Below are 19,422 nucleotides of genomic sequence, written 5' to 3'. Positions count from 1 at the left end.
ATCTGACGAAGAACAGGAGCGGAAAGGACCAAAAAATCGCCCAAAGCACGCACGAAAACGGATACATCAAGCCAAGAAAAACTTTTTGGAGAAATTCAAAACAGCTTCTAAAATAGAATCTGTGTACCTCTGTATCCTCTGTGGTGAGAAAATGCACAATTTCATACCGCGCATGGTATAAAAACAGTTCCTTAGTAAATATCTTGTTCTGATGAAGGTGCCTGGACGGATTTTGCCTGTTCGGGTGTCGGTTCATTCATGTTTTCGAATACGAGTGTTTGTTTTCCGTAAACGGCATGGTTGACCTCCATCTTGATGCCTTTGGCACGGTCAATCGGGAGTGTGTTGAGATTATAGCATACCACTTCCGTTCCGAGATTGAACACGTCTGTCGTGTCTCCATATGTGTTGTAGCGGTATTCCAGATGGATATATCCGTCTTCTCCTATCTCTTGTTCATCTGCATGTCTTATCAGGCTGACCCGGTGCTTTTTCTCCAGTGGCATTTTCATATCGAACAGCATGTTCATGTATCCTCCTGCTATCCATGCTTCACGTACATAGGCTGGGTCGTTGGCATATTCGTTCTCGTTTTCATTAGTCAGGTCTTCTACCGTTTTGGTCAGGAAAGTGCGTAGCTGTTCTGGCTTGATTCCCACATCGTATCCGTAATAATTGTCATATAACGGGTTGAAGACCAACAGTCCGCGTGTACCTTCTGTTATCTGATACCCCCATATTCCCGAAGCAGCGGGATACATGGTTCCCCATGTGTCGCCTGTAAAAGTATAGATTCCATCACTCTCTACATGTATGGTCACCCAGTCGTAGGCAATATCACCGATAGAATATCCGTCTCCGTCATCGCATGAGGTTTGAAGCATGCCTATTGTCAGTGCACAGAGACCCATTGCGTATTTCAATAATCTTTTCATATTTGTGTGGTTTTACTATTCAATAAGTAAAGTCGGAAAGAGTTTGAATACTGCATGCATTTAGCATAAATTAAGGAAATATCGGGGGGGAATAAAAAGATGCAGATATACATTGGGACAGCGGTTTGGGAAATTCTCGACAAGCCTTGCTGTGTATGTATATCTGCGTCTCGTTTTTTAAGAATATGAGGGGTAGGTTATTGGGCTGTTGAGTCTGTTGCTGCCGGTGTGGTAGCCTGTTCGGTCTGGGGTGCAGCAAAGCCTTCGGGGGCATTTAACGGATTTGTTTTCTGTTCCTGGACAGCCTGATCCATGATTACAGACGAACCTTGAGTGGCACTTGGCAATACATAAGCAGCTGCAACACTTAAAACTACCATGAAAACAGCCAGTCCCCATGTCAGTTTTTCAATGAAATCGGTTGTTTTTCTTACACCCATAATCTGATTGGAAGAAGCAAAGCTGGAAGCCAATCCTCCTCCTTTTGAATTCTGTATCAATACCACAAAGCACATTAATACAGATGCCAGTACGATTAATCCAACTAATAATAAGTACATTTTCTTTTATTTTGATTTAGCGTTAATAATCAATTTTTCCAAAAATCTCATTTGGTCTGCAAAGTAAGCATTTTTTTTTGGATATTTCAAATTTAATTTCTTGATAATTTCAAGAGCTTTCTCATAACGGTGCTGTTTGACGTATATTTTAGCCAAAGTTTCGGTAAAATAGTTTTCATCGTTTTCGGTTTCTGTCTGTGCTTCTTCATCATCCGGTTCGTTTTCTTCCTGTAGGGATGGAGCGGCGGGCGTTTCGTGCGACTGTGTATTTTCGATAAAACGGTCTATCAGTTCCTGGCCCTTCATTGGAGTGACTTTTTCAGGCTTTGTTCCTTCCTTCAGCAGTATGGTTGCATAGTCCATGTTGGCTTCTGCAGGAAGGGGCAGGTCATTTCCCAAGGATTCGGGTGTGCCAGATAAGAAACGGTCGATGAGGTCGAGGGTGCGGTCTGTATCAGAAGCATTTGCTGGTGTTTTCTTGTCGTTCGTATGCTGTTTGATGGAAAGGCGTTCACCTTCGATGAAATAGAAAAGTACACTCAGGTCGGCAATGTAGAGTGCGCTTTTCTGTAACTCGGCTTTAAAGTCGGGGCTTTGTAGCAGATACAGGTTCTTGAGGTAAAGTAAACGTGCCGTCTGAAAGTAAGGATAGCGCGACAAAAGTTCGCGTAGTTGCTCCAGACTTTCTTCCGATAACGATTCGGGATGTAAAATCCACTGTTGTAGGTTTTCTTGTATCATTTTTACCAGTTAGCCACAGTAGCATTAAATATTTGGTCTACAATCTCATCAATCATTTCACTCACCAGTCCTTCTTGCACAGAAGAAAGCTGCTGGCTGGCATCGTATTCACGGCTTGCCGAGAACTGTTGTTCAAAGTCTTCGGCATGATTGGTATTGTTGACAAAACGCACATTGACGGTCATGCGCAATTCTGCCATTGTAGAATAACCGTCGGAACCTACACCTTTATTATATGCGTCGTAATTGGTTATTTCGCCCGAAAGTTCCAGGTCGCCTCCCTGACGTGCCTGTTTTAAACGGGTTTGCCGCATATAGATGTCTTGCAAAGCCGTGTTGAACATCGATTCCATCGGACCCCAGACAAAGGCTGCCGAACGGTTGGGAAAGTTTTCGAATGAAATGGTTTTTACTTTGTCGTAGTTGATAGATGCTCCATTAAACTTATACGAGATGGAGCAAGCTGTCAGTATGCAGGCAAAGACTGCACACATGCCTATAAGTTTACTGCGTTTTTTATTCAAGTCCATATTCTTTGATTTTTCGGTAAAGTGTACGTTCTGATATTTTCAAGTCGGCAGCAGCGTTTTTGCGTCTGCCATGATGTCGTTCCAAAGCTTTGCGGATCATTTCTTTTTCCACGTCTTCCAATGCCAGGTTTTCTTCTACATATTCTTCGGTATCTTGTACCTCTGAAGGCTCTACGGGGGTGACGTTGATAGGGTGCTCTGTTGCAGATACAGGTTTGACTACCACAGGCGATTCGGGTATGACATTTACTGTATTTTGCAGATAGTGTACCGGCACCTCAGTGGGTTGTGACACGGTAGAGCTGGGGTGTTCGGCCATAATGTCATGAACTAGTTTTTTCAGTTCGGTTACATCCCGGCGCATGTCAAACAAGACCTGATACAGGATTTCGCGTTCGCTTTCGAATCCTTTTTTCTCAGATGCATGGATGCCTAATAAGGCAGGCAGGCGTGACTCTGGCTGTGGAGGCAGGTAGCTCTGCAATATGGCGGGAGTGATATCCCGATTGGTTTCCAGGATGGATATCTGTTCGGTGATGTTCTTCAGCTGGCGGATATTGCCTGGCCACGGATAGTGAACCAAAAGCTGCTTGGCTTCTTCCGTAAGTTGGATGGCGGGCATATGGTATTTTTCGCCAAAGTCTGAGGAAAATTTCCGGAACAACAAGACAATATCTTCTGTACGTTCCCGTAAAGGCGGGACTTTGATAGGCACTGTGTTCAGGCGATAGTAAAGGTCTTCACGGAATCTTCCTTCGGCAATGGCATCGGTGAAATTGACATTGGTCGCTGCTACAATGCGTACATCTGTTTTTTGTACTTTTGATGAACCTACCTTGATGTACTCGCCTGATTCGAGTACCCGGAGAAGGCGTGCCTGTGTCGATAAGGGGAGTTCGCCTACTTCATCAAGAAAAATTGTTCCTCCGTTTGCTTCGGCAAAGTAGCCGTTACGGTCGCTGATAGCACCTGTAAAGGCTCCTTTTTCGTGTCCGAACAATTCGGAATCGATTGTTCCTTCGGGGATGGCGCCACAATTGACGGCTATGTAAGGGCCGTGTTTACGACGGCTGAACTGATGGATGATTTGAGGAAAACTTTCCTTACCTACACCGCTTTCACCGGTTACTAATACCGACAGGTCGGTAGGAGCTACTTGTATAGCTATATCAATGGCACGGTTCAGCCCCTCGGTATTTCCGATGATGCCGAACCTGAGTTTTACGCTTTGGATTTCTGTCTTATTCATATGGGTGACTTCTTTATATGACAAAATTACAAAAATCTTGTTATATCCAGCAATTTTGGCAGCTTTTTATTTGGTGTTAAGAGCCTGGTCACCTTTTTAGAATACGGTACGAATCATGAAACGGATGCCCCATTTATTGGCGGTAGGCAGGTTATTATAATTCAGCCGGCGTACATATTCTATATGCAGTAACTTGAAGATATTGTGTATGCCTGCTGTGATTTCTACATACGGCTTATGTGGATCCATCACATAACTGGAGTAATCGTATCCTCCGGCTGCATTGTAATGTCCTGGAAACATCATTAAGACGTTATCGTTGCGGTTTTGTTCCAGAAATGGATTGTTTTTGTCGGTCAGTTTTCCCCAAAGGCATTTCACGCCGATAAATTCACGCCATTTCAGCTTTTTGAGCAGAGGAATGCGGTTGAACAGCTTGCCTTGCATGTTCCACGATACATCAAGCGAGGCATAGCGGTCGTTCAGAAACTCCATGTTATTGATAAGGTTGAATGTTTCTTCTTGAATGATGTACGACAAGTTGGCTGCCGGCATAATCAAGAGGGGGAAAGGTACCTTGTTCCACTGGATGCCGCCTTTCAGGTATACATCAATATTTCCCCAAGAGTTGAGCCAAAAGCGTTTGTAGGCACTGAAATCGGTCATATTGTATGTATAGTCACTTCCCAGTATACCTTTCACGGAAAGGGTATGCTGAATGGAGAATACCGGTGCATCCAGATTTACCGGCAGGCGGCGTTGTTTGGTATTGACAAATGTTTCTCCCGGTGCATAGCGGAAAGCTATCGAAGCTTCGGCAACGGTAATATCGTGTGTGTTGAATGGTGAATGTACCCATTCCGTACCCGATAGCCTGCCGTTTGCAATGGCAGATTGCAGTTGCGATTCGCCAGCCATGGTGCGGTAGAACAATTTTCCGCATGGCTCATAATTGGCATAGCGTACAAAGGCGGTAGTCTTGAAGCCGAATTCGCGTTCGCGTTCGTATTTAATGGTGGCTTTCCGTTCGTAATTGTATTGGTCTACCGTACATACTTTCAGCGATGTAAACACGTTGTCTTTGTCGGTATGGATAAATTTGTCGGAAGGCAGCATGTTGTCATACTGGTAGGTGAACGTCATCGAATGTTTCGGAAATTCGCGCGGAAGGTATTCTTTCTTGTCGAACGAATATTCCACTTCACCCATATACTTCGACCGCTTGTCTTTGAATCCGTAAGCATAATATCCTTTCAGGAAAAGGTGTGGATTCAAGTTGGCTGTAGTTTGTGCCGATGCACGCAGGCGTAACCCGTCAATGTAGTTAGAGGTAATCATGGTATTGATAGGACCTATATCTACCTTGCTGTCGGGGGTACTGGTTTCCACAAAATTCTCGATAAGTGCTTTTAAGAAAAACATGAAGTATTTGAAACCTTTTATTTTGGTCAGGTCGTCCACAAAACTGCCCATACGTTGTTCCGATTGGGTCAAGTCTTCTTGCCTGTACTTGCTCCAGAATTCGTTGTCGCGCATCATGGCATTTACATCCTTTATTTCTTTTCCTTTTTGTTTGAAAAGTCTGTTGGGTAAAGGGTCAAAGTTGAAGTCGAAATACCGGGTGGTCCGTCTTACTAGAAAGCTTCCCAGTACTTTTTTCAGGTAAGACATTTCGCACAGCATATCATCTTCCAGCAAGGTCCATTCTCCTGTGGGCAGTTCGCCGAACTTCTGGTCAATCACCATGTGGTCGACAAAGTTGATATCGGTTTTCTTTGGCAGGTTCAACTGGCATTGTTTGACACGATAGGTAGAGTCGGCAAGGATATACAGGCTTCCTGTAAATCCGAAGTCTTGTGAGTTGTTGGGCACGAACGAGAGGCGGAAACACTTGTCGCGCTCCACATAAATGGTATCCATGATATAGAACTTGTAAAACCGGATACCTGCTTCCGATATCGGGCTGTCGAACGGATATTGAAGAAAACGGAAACGGTCTTGGTAGATGTCAATATCCTGAAAGACGTCTTTCAGGACAGTTGTAAGCATTTCGCCGGTACTGAACAGCTCGTTCACCCCCGTAGAGTTGATGCCACGCACATAGGTCTTTTCCGAATGCGGTTCTTTACGGTATACGTTTTCATAGACGGTTTCGTCGACCGAAAGGGGAAGGATGTTCTTGCCTGTTACGTCGCATACCTCTACCTGGTCGCGGAAGAAAGGATATTGCTTGAATAGCCAGGATTCGCGTAAAGTGTCTGCCGTGATGTTGTTTTTGGCAAACATGATTTTCTGGTATTTATAATATTGGTAGAAATCCTTCTGCTTCAAGTCTGTTCTCCGCTTCGAAGCAATGACTTTCTTTATCATTTCTACGGCAGGATTGTTCTTGCGGGAGTATTTTTCTTTTTTAGGCCGTATGATGATTTCGTCAAGCATCTGGTCTATTTCTTTCATGCTGACGTTCAGTTCGCTTGTTTTTGCTGATACGATGATTTCTTGTGTTTCGTATCCTACCATGGAAAAAGTCAGTTTAGTCCATCCTGCATGGTATGCAATCGAATATTCGCCATCATTATTTGTTACAGTTCCCACTCCTTTCCCGTCGTAATATATATTTAAATAAGGAATAGGTTCGCCTGTATTTGCGTCGACAACCACCCCATGAATCTGGGCTGCAATCTCCATCATACAGAACCAACCTATAAATATAAGGAGTAATCGTTTCACCATATCAATAATCTTACTACGCTTTTTATTAAATTTGAAAACGAAGGCGAAATTACACCACTTTCTTGTTTCTGACAAATGAAGAACGTTGAAAACTGATAAATAAACCGACTTTTATGTAGTATTAACCATTATTAATTTAGATTTTAAGGAAAGACATTTCAAAGAAAAACCGTACTTTTGTAGGCTCTTACAGAAGAGACTTCAAGGTGACAGCTTGTCGGTTAATAAACAAGAGTATGCAGAAGATACCTTTTTTTCATCAGTTGATAGCAAGTGGATTCGGTAGCGGATACAGTCCGGTGGCTCCAGGTACGGCAGGTGCCCTTTTGGCAATGTTGGTATGGTGGGGATATGCGTCTTTGCTCGATTATGTATTTATACAGGTTATAACAGCATCGTTGGTCGTTGTCTTTACTGTATTAGGTGTATGGTCGGCTGGCGTATCCGAGAAATATTGGGGAGCCGACCCGTCACGGGTAGTCATTGATGAGATGGTGGGAACCTGGATCGCTCTCTTGGCTGTGCCTGCTCATGGGCATTGGGGATACATGGTTGCGGCGTTTCTGTTATTCCGCTTTTTTGATATCCTCAAGCCGTTAGGCATCCGGAAGATGGAGCGTTTCCGGGGAGGATATGGTATTATGGCAGATGATATATTGTCGGGCATTTATGGGCTGATAGTTATTTATTTTTATAGATGGATTGTGACGTGAAGGACTGGCTTATAGGTTTCACTCAGAGGAAAGGTTTGTTTATGTTTATCCGTGCCCAGCTTTCGGCACAGGTAGCGACTGTTGTCGATTTTCTGGTCAGTATTGTACTGAATCAGGGATTCGGCATCTATTATGTTTATGCTACCTTGACAGGCTCGGTCAGCGGAGGATTGGTGAATTGCGCCATTAATTATAAATGGACTTTCCATACTGAAGATTGCGGTCCGATGTATGTGTTGTTTAAATATCTTCTGGTCTGGTTGGGAAGTATTGGGCTTAATTTGTGGGGCACATACCTGCTGACCGAATTTCTGACGATGCAACAAAGTCGTCTGCATCTGACAGACTCTACCGCTTTTATTCTTTCGAAGGTTATTACTTCGGTAACGGTAGCTGTGTGTTGGAATTACAATCTGCACCGTATGTTCGTATTTAAAGATGCTCAAATAAATAATCGATTGAAAAACAGAATAAAACAAATCAAACACCGACATGGAAATAAAAAAACAAGCTAAAAAGATGCGGGACGCATTGCAGCAGTTTATTTATAAAGTGATAGACCCGCTGGTTCATGGAATGATAAAGATAGGTATTACGCCTAATATGGTGACAACTATCGGTTTCCTGGGAAACCTTGCAGGAGCCTGTATTTTGATTTATGCAGGGGCTCATCCGGACGAAACGCCCTATCGGCTTATTGCCTGGGCAGGTGGAGTGATATTGGTATCTTCTTTGTTTGACATGATGGACGGGCAGGTGGCACGCATCGGGAAGATGGCATCTACTTTCGGAGCCATGTACGATTCGGTACTTGACCGGTATAGTGAACTGGTGACATTGGGAGGTATTTGTTTTTGTCTTATCGGGCATGGCTATCTGGCAGGTGCCGTTATAACTTTTGCCGCTTTAATCGGTTCGCTGATGGTAAGTTACGTGCGTGCCCGTGCCGAAGGATTGGGGCTGGAATGTAAAATCGGGTTTATGCAACGTCCCGAACGTGTCGTGCTGACCAGTGTAGCTTTGCTGGTATGTGGTATCACGGCGACTTGTGCCCGCGGGCTTTCGTTTGATGCCATGCTGATTCTGATTATACCGATGGCATTTATTGCAGTTTTTGCCAATATCACGGCATTGGCACGTATCGAATACAGCCGTCGTCAGCTGATAAAGTGATTTTGATATGGATTTTAAGAGACAATTGAAGGCAGGTTTCCCTTCTGTCAGGGAAATCATTACGCTTGTGGCGGCACTTGCGGTGTGGATGGGTGTTACTGCTGTGTTTGTAGGGATACGTCCCGAACATTGGTTAATGACACTTTTGCTGGTAATTTTGTTTTTTTCCGGTTCTTTTACACGTAAGCTGGCAATTGCCTTATTGCCGTTTGTCGTTTTTGCCATATCGTATGACTGGATGCGTATCGTGCCTAACTATGAGGTTAATCCGATTGATGTGAAAGGATTGTACGAAGCCGAGAAGCATCTCTTCGGCATTGCTACTGCACAAGGGATACTGACACCTAATGAATTTTTTGCGGTTCACCATTGTGCGGTTATGGATTTTATGGCAGGAGTGTTTTATTTGTGCTGGGTGCCGGTGCCGGTCTTGTTCGGGCTGGGACTTTATTTTACGCGCCAGCGCCGGGTCTATCTTCATTTTGCACTGGTATTCCTCTTTGTCAATCTGTTGGGTTTTGTCGGTTATTATATTCATCCTGCAGCTCCACCCTGGTATGTCATGCATTATGGTTTCGAACCGGTTCTCAACACACCGGGCGATGTGGCTGGGTTGGGACGCTTTGATGAGATGACGGGACTTACGGTCTTTCATGGGTTGTACGGCCGTAATGCCAATGTCTTTGCTGCGGTACCTTCTTTGCATTCCGCCTATATGGTAGTTACCCTGTTTTATGCTTTCAGGGCGCGTTGTGCCTGTTGGCTTCGGTTGACGTTTACCGTTATCATGTGCGGAATATGGTTTACGGCTGTCTATTCCGGACATCATTATCTGATAGATGTGATGTTAGGTATCTTGTGTGCACTTTTAGGGATTCTTCTTTTTGAGCAGGGTTTGATGCGTATACCAGCCTTCCGGAGGTTTGTCGGGAAATACGTGGGATATATTTCTTAAGAAGCTATTTTGAATTTATCGCCCAAAGCACACACGAAAACGGATACATCAAGCCAAGAAAAACTTTTGGAGAAATTCAAAACAGCTTCTAGAATGACTGGACTGATTGTGTCGCCAATTTTTGCATCAAATATACATCCCGATAGCCTTCCCCGGTATGAACCCAGTCTTTCAGGGTACCGGTGAGGCTGTAGCCCAGCTTTTTGAACAGGCGGAAACTGGCTGTATTGTCACTCCGGATGTAGGCATACAGCTGGTGAATGCCCAACAGCCCGAAACAATGTTGTTCCAGTAAGCAGAGTGCCTCAAAGGCAATGCCTTGGCGGCGGTAAGCAGGTTTTACAACAATGCCTGTCTCGGCGCGCCGGTGACGCGCGTCAAAGGCGAACACATCTATAATGCCTGCCACTTCTCCTGATGCATGTTCAATCATGAGGCGGAGTTGACCGTCGGCGAACAGGTCGTTTTGGTTTTCGGCGATGTATTTTTTCAACTGGTAACGCGAATAGGGACCTGTGGCAGGGCCGTTTTCCCAAAACGAGGCATCGTTTTCGAAAAACATCATTTCATCAATATCCTCAGGCTCTGGAGCGCGTAGGCTGATTTTACTGGAATGCAAGGACGGGTTCATTCGGACAGAGAGGTATCAGAGAGGTTTAATTCACTCAGCAGGCGTTCTTTGCCTGGAACGCAAAACAGTGAGGCTATTACGGTCATACCGGTGCAGAGCAATCCGGTGGTGTCCATCGTCCAATAGTAAGCAGACAGACTTGCAAGAGAGGCTACTGTGAGCAGGGCGATGCGTATTTCGCTCCACCGGCGGTAACTCTTTAGGGCATTCTTGAGAGGAAGGGCAGCGATGTGCCGTGTAAGTGACAGGTTGAAGAGGCGCAGCGACAGGGGGATGAGGCATATCGTGAGCAGGATGCTGGTTACCTGCATGATGTATTCCATTTGGGCATCGCCTGCAAAAAGCCCTTGAGGCAAGATGTCGCATTCATATAGCGCGGCGAGCAACACAGTCAGCACCCACATCAGGGCATATTCGGCTTTCAATATCCGTATCAGGCGTTTCAGTTCTTTTTCCATAAATCGTAAAATCGTAAATTGTTAAATCGTAAATTCAAATCGTGGTGCCCGTGAACACAATCCGGTTGGCGATGGAGCGTCCCAGCGTGACCTCATCGGTATATTCCAGCTCGTCGCCGATGGAGATGCCCCGAGCGATGATGGTCAGTTTCACGTTGTAGGGTGCCAGTTTGCGGAAGATGTAAAAATTGGTTGTGTCGCCCTCCATGGTCGAGCTGAGCGCCAGGATGACTTCCGACACGGTGCCTGCCTTCACGCGTTCCACCAGGCTTTCTATCTGCAGGTCCGATGGACCGATGCCGTCCATCGGCGAGATGACTCCGCCCAGCACGTGGTACAGTCCGCGGTATTGCTGGGTGTTTTCGATTGCCATTACGTCACGGATGTTTTCTACCACGCAGATGGTCGAGGCATCGCGCGAGGGATTGGAGCAAATCTGGCAGACGTCCGTGTCCGAAATGTTGTGGCACACCTTGCAATACTTCACTTCATGTTTCAGCCGGATGAGCGCATTGCCGAACGATTCCACTGCCTGCGTGTCTTGCCGAAGCAGGTAGAGCACCAGCCTCATGGCGGTCTTTCGGCCGATGCCGGGCAACTTGGCAAATTCGTCTACTGCTTTTTCGAGTAATGCGGACGGATATTGTTGGTTCATCGTTTCTAATTTCCTTATCTGTTTCTGGGGCGCAAATGTACGAAAAATCCGGTTTCTTTAAGCGATGCGGCAAGGAAAACTTTCAAACGCAGCCTGTTGCCTTGCGGCTTTTGTCAGGCTGAAACGATGGTTTTAACCGGTGAAAACTGCAGTTTCAGCCTGTTGAAACTCCTCAAGCGGCTGGAAGTTTCGCGGGTGGCGATTGGTTGTCTGTGTGATTGTGGGCTTTTTCAGTTGATGATGAGTTTGTACCCGATGCTTCGGACATTTACGATGCGGATGCGCTCGTCGCGCGAGAGCTTGTGGCGGAGTTTGGTGATGAACACGTGCAGGCTGCGCTGGTTGAAGAAGGTGTCATTGCCCCATAGGTCTATCAGGATGTCTTGCATCGGGGTCACTTCGTTCCGGTTTTCACAGAGGCGGCGGAGGATTTCGCTTTCACGATGGGAAAGTTCGGTTTCGCTTCCGAGGTATGAAAGGCGTTGGGTCGTGGCGTTGAAGTGGTATCTGCCTATTTCGAATTCCGTTGCGGAAGGTTGGTTTTCCGAGGCGGGATAACGGGATGCCCGTCCTAAGAGCGCTTTGATGCGCACGATGAGTTCCTGCATCCCGAACGGCTTTTTCAAGTAATCGTTTCCGCCTAATTCGAAGCCCTCTACCACATCGTTCGTGGCAGAGCGGGCGGTGAGGAAGAGCACGGGTGTCTGCTTATCTTGCCGGCGGATGCGGCGCACCATTTCGAATCCGTCCATGCGGGGCATCATCACGTCCGCTACCAGCACGTCGGGCTTTTCCTCGAAGAACTGCCTGAGCCCTTCTTCCCCGTCTTTTGCCAAGCGGATGAAGAAGCCTTGCCCTTCCAGGGTGTCTTTGATAATCAGGGCGAGGGTCTCTTCGTCTTCTACTAACAATACGTTGATAAGTGATTCTTCATTTTTCATGCTTCATTCTTAATTTAATCGTAAATTCGCTTCCTCGTCCCGGTTCGCTCTTCACTTCCACCGTTCCGCCGTGTTTCTCGGTCATGGTCTTCACGTAATACAGCCCGAGCCCGTAGCCCTTTACGTCGTGCAGGTTTCCGGTAGGCACACGGTAGAATTTGTCGAACACGTGGCGTTGCTTGTCGTGCGGGATGCCGATGCCTTGGTCGCGGACGGAGAGGATGAACCAACCGTTTTCGGTGCGGCATCTTATTTCGACCCGTGCCTCGCCGGGCGAATATTTAATGGCGTTGTCGATGAGGTTGCTCACGATGTTGCCGAAATGGGTGCGGTCGGCGCATACCGCCAGCCCTTCCGGCTCGATGCGGAGGGTGATGCCGACGGGTTTGTCCGCTTTCAGCTTGTGCTGTTCGATAAGGGGCGCGATGACCTCTTCGGGCGGGAAGGCCTCTACGTGCAGGCGGAAGGTCTTCCGGCGTTCCATCGACATGCCGAGTATCTGCTCTACCAGCCCGCTTAGCCTTCGGAGCTGTTCCTGGCAGATGCGTAGGTAGCGTTCCCGTTTAGCAGGGTCGGTTCCGGTCCCGAAATTGAGCAAGGCATCGTTGGCAGCGTATGCCACGGCGATAGGGGTTTTCAGTTCGTGGGTGATGTTGTTGGTGAAGTCGCTTTTCATTTCTTCCAGCGTCTTTTGGCGCAGGAGGGTGCGGATGAGGAAGCCGAACGCAAGCCCCAAGATAACCAGTATCAGCGCCGAGGCGGTGAGGATGCCTGCCATTTGGGTGAGCACGATGCTTTCGATAGGCTCTAAGGTGAGCTGGTAGAGCCAATTGCCGTGCCGGTCGTAACTGTAATCGTAAATAATGGCTTTCGGCGAAGGGAGGTAGCCTCCGGTGGTTTTGACATTGAGCGTGTCGGTGAACGTATAGCTCGAATCGACGGTGCTTCCCCGGTGCAGGTACATCAGCCGGTAAGGGGCGCGGATGCCGATGCGGCGAAGTTCGGTCTCTAAGAGGCTGTCGAAGACGGCGAAATCGGGATCGCTCAGTACGTCCATGGCGGCGTGCAGCCCTTGCTGGAAGTTGGAGGCGAGTTCGTCAGCCGAGTTTTTGTTTTCGAAGAGGATAGAGGCGATGTCGGCTTGCAGGGCAGCTTGCGGGGTGGGGACGGTGTCTTTTACACTGTGTTCCCAAATGGAGATGCGGGTGCTGTCGCCGTACTTGACGCTGCGGATAGTATGGGTCTTCGTGAACGCCCGTTCGTCGTCGTATCCGGTCGAGACGGTCACTTCGGCTTGTGCCAGCGAATCGTTTTGCATCCGCCTGACGCGTGCAATCATTTCGTTGTAATCGCTCGTGCGCAGGGCTTCGCGGATGTCCTTTTCCATCTCGCTCCGCTGGGTGCGGTAAAGGCTGGTCAGCCAATAGGCTTGGTAAGCGAATACGCCTGCCAGCGAGAGGATGACTAACAGGGCAATGTATTTCAGGGGCAATTTCATGCGGCGGTTCTTTTTTAGGTTTGTTTTTATTGAATATCCGCATTTTGCCCAATTAGCTGTAGGGGCGTATTGCATACGCCTTGAAAACATCCACGTAGATAAGTGTGTGCATTCGGGCGTATGCGATACGCCCCTACATGGGCTGTTTGCGGATATTCATATTGTTCTTTCTCTGCAATTCCTTGCCGACGCCGTGGGGAAGCTTTCCCGGCTTGGGATTCCTTGCCGACGCCGTGGGGAAGCTTTCCCGGTTTGGGATTCCTTGCCGACGCTGTGGGGAAGCTTTCGCAGGCCTGCAATTCCTTGCCGACACCGTGGGGAAGCTTTCGCAGGTCTGCAATTCCTTGCCGACACCGTGGGGAAGCTTTCGCAAGGCAAAGATAGGTCTTTTCGTCCGATCTTGCGGAAAACGGTAAGACTAAATAACACTTCCGGTAACACTCGGTAAGGCGGGAGATAGGGCGGATTCCGCGGGAAATGCCGAATTTTGCCGTATCAAACAAAAACGGAAATACGATGAAACGAATGATTTTGATTATCGGGCTGGCAGCTTTCGGAGCGGGGCTTCCGGCGCAAGAGGCGGTAGATAGTTTATTGACGGGCGACGTGCAGGCGGACAGTCTGTTTCAGGCTTTGCCCGAAGTGCTGGTGGAAGGCGAACGCCCCGTGGTCAAGGCATTGCCGGGGAGGCTGGAATACGACCTGCCCCGCATGATTGCGCAGAAACCGATAGACAATGTATATGATGCCTTGAAAGAGCTTCCGGGCGTGGTGGAAATGAACGGCGGACTGACGTTGGGGGCACGGGGCGTCACCGTCATCTTGGACGGAAAAGTGACGAATATGAGCACCGAGCAGCTTTATTCGTTGCTCAAGTCGATGCCTGCCAGCCGTATCGAGCGGGTGGAAGTGATGTACAATGCTCCGGCGCGTTATCAGGTGAGGGGTGCGTTGATAAACGTCCGCCTGCGCCACCGCATCGGCGACCCCGGCTTGGTGCAGGGCGAAGCGTTCGCCAAGTATGACCAGCGGCACAAAGCTTCGTTCGAGGAGCGTGCCTCCTTCTTATATAATGGAGGGAAACTCTCGGCGGATTTCCTTTACTCGCACACGCACGGCAAGAGTTATAACACGACCGACAAAGAAGCCCGTCATTGGCAAGAGGCGGAGGACGAAACCTGCCTCATCGAAAATCACCAGACGGGACGCGGACGAGACCATACGCATACGTTCCGCCTCGGCGCCGATTACCGGTTTGCCGAAAATCATACGCTGGGCTTTGTCTATAATGGGAGTTACGATACCAGCCATTATAACCAATATACTACGGGCACACAGACTGCAACGACCTTGGGCAATCAGGAATCATGGCTTCACGATGGGCGGTTGGATTATCAGGTTCCGTTCGGGCTGAAGGCAGGCGTAGAGTTTACATGGTATCATGCGCCAGGCAGCCAGCGTCTCGCCAGCGAAATGGAGGAGACGGACATGGACTTTTATACCGAAGACGCGCAGCGCATCAATGCCTGGAAGTTTTATCTTGGGCAAGAGCATCAGCTGAAGCACGGCTGGGGGCTGAACTACGGGGCGGTTTATACGACGAGTGTGGACAATTCGTTCCAGCGGTATTCGGGGAATGAAGAATTGCCTTCGGATATGTTTTCGCGCCGGAGGGAACGGACGCTGAATGTGTATGCGGGCTTCAGCAAATCGTTCGGCGAAGACTTGTCGGTAGACTTTTCGCTGGCAGCCGAGCATTACCAGATTCCGGTGTGGAACGAATGGGACTGGTATCCGAACCTGACGGCTACGTATAAACCGTCCGCCAGCCATCTTGTGCAGCTTTCTTTCAGCAGCGACAAGCGTTATCCCGATTATTGGGCGGTGCAGGACGCGGTGTCTTATCTGGGCGGGGGTTACTCGGAGGTGCAGGGCAATTCGCAGCTGAAGCCTTCGAAAGACTATAACCTGACGCTGATTTATATGCTGAAGTCGAAATATACTTTTGCCGCATGGTTCAGCCATACGGAAGATTATTTCACGCAGACGCTTTACCAGTCGCCCGAACGTTTGGTGGAAATCTACCGTTACCTGAACTTTAATTTCCAGCGGCAGGCGGGCATCCAGGCTTCCGTTCCTTTTAAGATAAAGAAATGGCTCGATTCGCGCCTGACGCTGATAGGCGTATGGATGCGCGAGAAAGACGCCGACTTCTATGATATGCCTTTCGACCGGCGCATCGCTTACGGCATGGCGGTGTGGAACAATACTGTTACGCTTTCTACCCGTCCGGACTTGCGCTTGACGCTGAATGGTTTCGTGCGCAGCAAAGCTCATCAAGGCACGTACGATTTGCCTGCCAGCGGGAATGTGGACGTAGCGTTGCGTTACGCTTTCGCTGATAAGAATTGCATCCTCTCGGCTTGGTGCAAGGACATTTTCGAGACCGCGGGCATCGACCCGTATGTCCGCATCGCCCGCCAGTGGGTGACAAACGATTATTCATGCTACCGCTCTGTAGGCTTATCGTTTACGTGGAAATTCGGAGGTTATCAGGAGAAGCATCGGGAAGCGGTGGATACATCCCGTTTCAAATAGTGTCTTTTTCGTGCGTTTGCAGCGGAGTTTGAAGATATTTTGCTATCTTTGCCTTGTCACTTAATCATATAAGGAGGAATACGCTATGAGAGTATCAGCATCGATGGAAAGTCTTTGGCAATATATCCAGTCGCTTTCGCTTAGCGAGCGGAACCGTATATGGCTTGCCGACAAATTGCTGGAAGGCACCCGTAAGGAGGAAGAGGAAACCGAGTATATCAGCAAGGAAGAAATCCTCGCGGGGATTGACGCGGGGCTGAAAGATATGAAGGCTGGACGAACACGGCCTGCCGAAGAATTATTAGAGGAGCTTCGGAATGGACTATAAGATAAAAACGGCAAAATCTTTTGATAAGGAAATTAAAAGATTAGGTAAACGTTATGCGTCCATTGCTGACGATTATGCGAAACTGCTTCTTGAGATTTCAGCCAATCCGCACCTCGGTACCGACTTGGGCGGCGGATTGCGCAAGATTCGCATGGCTATCACCTCGAAAGGGAAAGGCAAGAGCGGCGGCGCGCGGGTTATTACCTTTACGGTAGTGGTAGCGGTGGAAGAGAGCGAAATCAACTTGCTTTACATTTACGATAAGGCTGAGCGTTCTTCTATCAGCAAGAAAGAAATCGAAGAGCTGCTTCGGTTAAATAGATTGAAATGACAATGAACGGCATATTCATCCTTGTTACCATAGCGGTTTATTTCGGCATCCTTTTGCTGGTGGCGCATATCACGTCGGTTCGCAGCAGCGACAACGATGCTTTTTTCCGGGGCAACCGCCAGTCGCCGTGGTACATTGTGTCGTTCGGTATGATAGGGGCTTCGCTTTCGGGCGTGACGTTTGTTTCGGTGCCCGGCATGGTGCGGAGCATTGATATGACGTATATGCAGACCTGTCTGGGCTTTTTTGTCGGTTATCTGCTGATAGCCCATGTGCTGCTTCCGCTTTATTACCGGCTGAACCTGATTTCCATTTATACTTATTTGAAAGAACGTTTCGGTGTCTGTTCTTATAAGACGGGCGCTTCTTTTTTTCTGGTCTCTAAATTGCTGGGAGCGTCCGCGCGTCTGTACTTGGTCTGTCTGATTTTGCAGCATTATGTGTTCGACGCATACGGTGTCCCTTTTTTGCTGACTGCCATCGGTACGGTAGTCCTCATCTGGCTATACACGCATAAGAGCGGGATACGTACCATTGTCTGGACCGATAGCCTGCAGACCTTCTGCCTGCTGGCGGCTTTACTCCTTATTATATACAAGGTAGTGGCGATGCTCGGTGGCGACTGGCCATCGGTTGCCGGTGCTGTGGCGGATAATGCGCACAGCCGTATCTTTGTGCTCGACGACTGGCATTCGAAGCAAAACTTTTTCAAGCAGTTCTTCAGCGGCATTTTCATTACCATCGTTATGACAGGGCTGGATCAGGATATGATGCAGAAGAACCTTTCGTGCCGCAACCTGAAGGAGGCGCAGAAGAATATGTATTGTTACGGTTTCTCGTTTTTGCCGGTCAATTTCCTGTTTCTGGTGTTGGGGATATTGTTGTTGCTGGCTTCTTCCCGGTTGGGGGTAGACTTGCCAGCCAAGGGGGATGATATTCTTCCGATGTTTGCCGCCGAGGGATATTTAGGTCCGGTGGTGCTGGTGCTCTTTACCATCGGCATAATCGCTGCGGCTTTTTCCAGTGCCGATTCGGCATTGGCGGCATTGACCACCAGTTTCTGTATTGACATTCTGGAGGTAGGACAGTTTTCGGAGGGTAAGGCACAACGCATCCGCCGGTGTGTACATATAGGTATTTCTGTTGTTTTTATCGGCTGTATGTTGGTGTTCAAGGCGGTAGGCAGTCAGAGTATTATCGATACGATTTATGTACTGGCAGCCTATACGTACGGGCCGCTGTTGGGCATGTTTGCTTTCGGAATGTTTACCCGCAGGTTGCCTCGCGACCGGTTTGTTCCTTATGTGGCGTTGCTCTCTCCGCTGGTGTGTTATGCCACCGACCGCCTGTGTTTTTACCTGGCAGGATATGCTTTCGGTTATGAAATGTTGATGTTCAACGGGCTGCTGACCTTCTTAGGTTTGTGGTCATTGAGCAGGAAAGTGTTAAAAAGCTGATGCAGAACATAAAAAAAGGTATTTGTTGTTCGGAGAAAAGCTTGTAATTTCGCAGCCAACAATCAAAAACAACCTAATGGTATCATGAAGACACTGATTATAACATTAATTTGCGGGCTGCTGGCGGTAAATTCCCTTTTTGCAAAAGGTTTCGAGCGTCCGGTTACGGCCGATTATCAAAAAGGGGTAGAGGCTTTGAACGAAGGTAATATCGAACAGGCTTATACTTATCTGACTAACGAACTGAACGCCAATCCGGAGAATGGCTATGCCCATTGCTATATGGCTTTGGTCTGTAATTTTTGCGGAGATGCCAAGTTGGCTTTCCATGCAGTAAACGAAAGCTTACGCTTTATACCCGAAGCGGATACCGAGTATCGTGCGTTTGCGTATTATACGCGAGGCATGCTGCTGATGAATGCCAAGGCATACGCCGAAGCGGAAGAAGATTTGGATGAGGCTATCCGCCTGACTCCTTCGGATGTGGAAAACTACAAGGCACGTGCGGAAGTTTATATGAACAACGGCAAGTATGAAGAGTCATTGGCCGATTTGCAGATGGCGATGAAATTGGACAGCCATGCCGATGTATATGATTTGATGATGCAGTTGCTTCAGGCAAATCCCGACCCGGTTTTCTTCGATGAGGTGACCAGTGCATTCAGCAATGCCACGGCAGCGCGTTGACGCTTTTTCACCACAGATTACACAGATTAATCAATTTACGATTTGATAATTTACTATTTTTGATATTAAGAAGCTGTTTTGAATTTATCGTGCGATGATTTGGGATGAGTTTTTGAGGCATTTTCGCTTTTGTGATGAGAAAGATAGCGGGCTATCTGACGAAGAACAGGAGCGGAAAGGACCAAAAAATCGCCCAAAGCACACACGAAAACGGATACATCAAGCCAAGAAAAACTTTTTGGAGAAATT

General features: G+C 47.9%; 21 protein-coding genes. 10 read left to right on the top strand and 11 right to left on the bottom strand.

Annotated elements, in window-relative coordinates:
• On the top strand, positions 1-181 hold a 181-nt coding region (locus B5F78_RS17290; RefSeq protein WP_162608543.1), incomplete at its 5' end, for a hypothetical protein.
• 10 nt (positions 182-191) lie between these two features.
• On the opposite strand, the gene B5F78_RS12270 is transcribed toward B5F78_RS17290, so the two are convergent.
• From B5F78_RS12270 to B5F78_RS12245, 6 genes are all read right to left on the bottom strand, one after another.
• A complete protein-coding gene (locus tag B5F78_RS12270) occupies positions 192-935 on the bottom strand; it encodes a NigD1/NigD2 family lipoprotein (RefSeq protein ID WP_087406836.1) in 744 nt (247 codons plus the stop codon).
• A 197-nt stretch (positions 936-1,132) separates the two neighbouring features.
• Positions 1,133-1,495 carry a preprotein translocase subunit SecG gene (gene secG, locus B5F78_RS12265; RefSeq protein WP_087208620.1) on the bottom strand — a complete coding sequence of 121 codons (363 nt, stop codon included), beginning with the start codon at positions 1,493-1,495 and terminating at the stop codon, positions 1,133-1,135.
• 6 nt (positions 1,496-1,501) lie between these two features.
• Positions 1,502-2,236, bottom strand: coding sequence for a hypothetical protein (locus tag B5F78_RS12260; RefSeq protein ID WP_022039260.1), 735 nt, complete (start codon positions 2,234-2,236; stop codon positions 1,502-1,504).
• 2 nt (positions 2,237-2,238) lie between these two features.
• Positions 2,239-2,766, bottom strand: coding sequence for an LPS assembly lipoprotein LptE (lptE, locus tag B5F78_RS12255; protein WP_022039259.1), 528 nt, complete (start codon positions 2,764-2,766; stop codon positions 2,239-2,241).
• A complete protein-coding gene (locus B5F78_RS12250; protein ID WP_087406835.1) occupies positions 2,753-4,015 on the bottom strand; it encodes a sigma-54 interaction domain-containing protein in 1,263 nt (420 codons plus the stop codon). Before B5F78_RS12250 ends, lptE begins: the two co-directional genes overlap by 14 nt.
• A gap of 96 nt (positions 4,016-4,111) precedes the next feature.
• Positions 4,112-6,748 (bottom strand): DUF5686 and carboxypeptidase-like regulatory domain-containing protein, encoded by a 2,637-nt coding sequence (locus tag B5F78_RS12245; protein WP_022039257.1) that lies wholly within the window; start codon positions 6,746-6,748, stop codon positions 4,112-4,114.
• Between the two features lie 236 nt (positions 6,749-6,984).
• Between B5F78_RS12245 and B5F78_RS12240 the strand changes: the two genes are divergently transcribed.
• The 4 genes from B5F78_RS12240 to B5F78_RS12225 are packed head-to-tail and all read left to right on the top strand — an operon-like array spanning position 6,985 to position 9,589.
• The gene (locus tag B5F78_RS12240) at positions 6,985-7,461 is read left to right on the top strand and encodes a phosphatidylglycerophosphatase A family protein (RefSeq protein WP_022039256.1); all 477 of its coding nucleotides are present in this window, start codon (positions 6,985-6,987) and stop codon (positions 7,459-7,461) included.
• Positions 7,458-7,976 (top strand): GtrA family protein, encoded by a 519-nt coding sequence (locus B5F78_RS12235; protein ID WP_430516448.1) that lies wholly within the window; start codon positions 7,458-7,460, stop codon positions 7,974-7,976. Before B5F78_RS12240 ends, B5F78_RS12235 begins: the two co-directional genes overlap by 4 nt.
• Positions 7,954-8,634, top strand: coding sequence for a CDP-alcohol phosphatidyltransferase family protein (locus B5F78_RS12230; RefSeq protein WP_087208616.1), 681 nt, complete (start codon positions 7,954-7,956; stop codon positions 8,632-8,634). Before B5F78_RS12235 ends, B5F78_RS12230 begins: the two co-directional genes overlap by 23 nt.
• Positions 8,635-8,641: 7 nt before the next feature.
• Positions 8,642-9,589 carry a phosphatase PAP2 family protein gene (locus B5F78_RS12225; RefSeq protein ID WP_087406833.1) on the top strand — a complete coding sequence of 316 codons (948 nt, stop codon included), beginning with the start codon at positions 8,642-8,644 and terminating at the stop codon, positions 9,587-9,589.
• An 88-nt stretch (positions 9,590-9,677) separates the two neighbouring features.
• Here B5F78_RS12225 and B5F78_RS12220 read toward each other — a convergent pair whose 3' ends face one another.
• From B5F78_RS12220 to B5F78_RS12200, 5 genes are all read right to left on the bottom strand, one after another.
• On the bottom strand, positions 9,678-10,220 hold the full coding sequence (locus B5F78_RS12220) for a GNAT family N-acetyltransferase (protein ID WP_022039252.1): 543 nt from the start codon (positions 10,218-10,220) through the stop codon (positions 9,678-9,680).
• Entirely contained in the window at positions 10,217-10,678 is a 462-nt protein-coding gene (locus tag B5F78_RS12215) for a hypothetical protein (protein WP_022039251.1), read from the bottom strand. The genes B5F78_RS12220 and B5F78_RS12215 overlap by 4 nt, the downstream gene beginning before the upstream one ends.
• Positions 10,679-10,712: 34 nt before the next feature.
• On the bottom strand, positions 10,713-11,333 hold the full coding sequence (gene recR, locus B5F78_RS12210; RefSeq protein ID WP_013617063.1) for a recombination mediator RecR: 621 nt from the start codon (positions 11,331-11,333) through the stop codon (positions 10,713-10,715).
• A 230-nt stretch (positions 11,334-11,563) separates the two neighbouring features.
• On the bottom strand, positions 11,564-12,274 hold the full coding sequence (locus B5F78_RS12205; RefSeq protein WP_087406832.1) for a response regulator transcription factor: 711 nt from the start codon (positions 12,272-12,274) through the stop codon (positions 11,564-11,566).
• Positions 12,264-13,772 carry a sensor histidine kinase gene (locus B5F78_RS12200; RefSeq protein WP_087406831.1) on the bottom strand — a complete coding sequence of 503 codons (1,509 nt, stop codon included), beginning with the start codon at positions 13,770-13,772 and terminating at the stop codon, positions 12,264-12,266. The genes B5F78_RS12205 and B5F78_RS12200 overlap by 11 nt, the downstream gene beginning before the upstream one ends.
• 516 nt (positions 13,773-14,288) lie before the next feature.
• Between B5F78_RS12200 and B5F78_RS12190 the strand changes: the two genes are divergently transcribed.
• From B5F78_RS12190 to B5F78_RS12170, 5 genes are all read left to right on the top strand, one after another.
• A complete protein-coding gene (locus tag B5F78_RS12190) occupies positions 14,289-16,370 on the top strand; it encodes an outer membrane beta-barrel family protein (protein ID WP_087406829.1) in 2,082 nt (693 codons plus the stop codon).
• A gap of 85 nt (positions 16,371-16,455) precedes the next feature.
• A complete protein-coding gene (locus B5F78_RS12185; protein ID WP_022038978.1) occupies positions 16,456-16,698 on the top strand; it encodes a hypothetical protein in 243 nt (80 codons plus the stop codon).
• Positions 16,688-17,029, top strand: coding sequence for a type II toxin-antitoxin system RelE/ParE family toxin (locus tag B5F78_RS12180; protein WP_087397272.1), 342 nt, complete (start codon positions 16,688-16,690; stop codon positions 17,027-17,029). The genes B5F78_RS12185 and B5F78_RS12180 overlap by 11 nt, the downstream gene beginning before the upstream one ends.
• Before the next feature lie 2 nt (positions 17,030-17,031).
• Positions 17,032-18,486, top strand: a complete 1,455-nt coding sequence (locus B5F78_RS12175; RefSeq protein WP_162608542.1) for a sodium:solute symporter — start codon at positions 17,032-17,034, stop codon at positions 18,484-18,486.
• Positions 18,487-18,570: 84 nt separating this feature from the next.
• The gene (locus B5F78_RS12170) at positions 18,571-19,173 is read left to right on the top strand and encodes a tetratricopeptide repeat protein (protein WP_013617055.1); all 603 of its coding nucleotides are present in this window, start codon (positions 18,571-18,573) and stop codon (positions 19,171-19,173) included.
• Positions 19,174-19,422: the final 249 nt, after the last annotated feature.

The organism is Bacteroides sp. An279, assembly GCF_002159615.1.
GTDB lineage: Bacteria > Bacteroidota > Bacteroidia > Bacteroidales > Bacteroidaceae > Phocaeicola > Phocaeicola intestinalis.
This window is presented reverse-complemented; position numbering and strand designations above follow the sequence as displayed.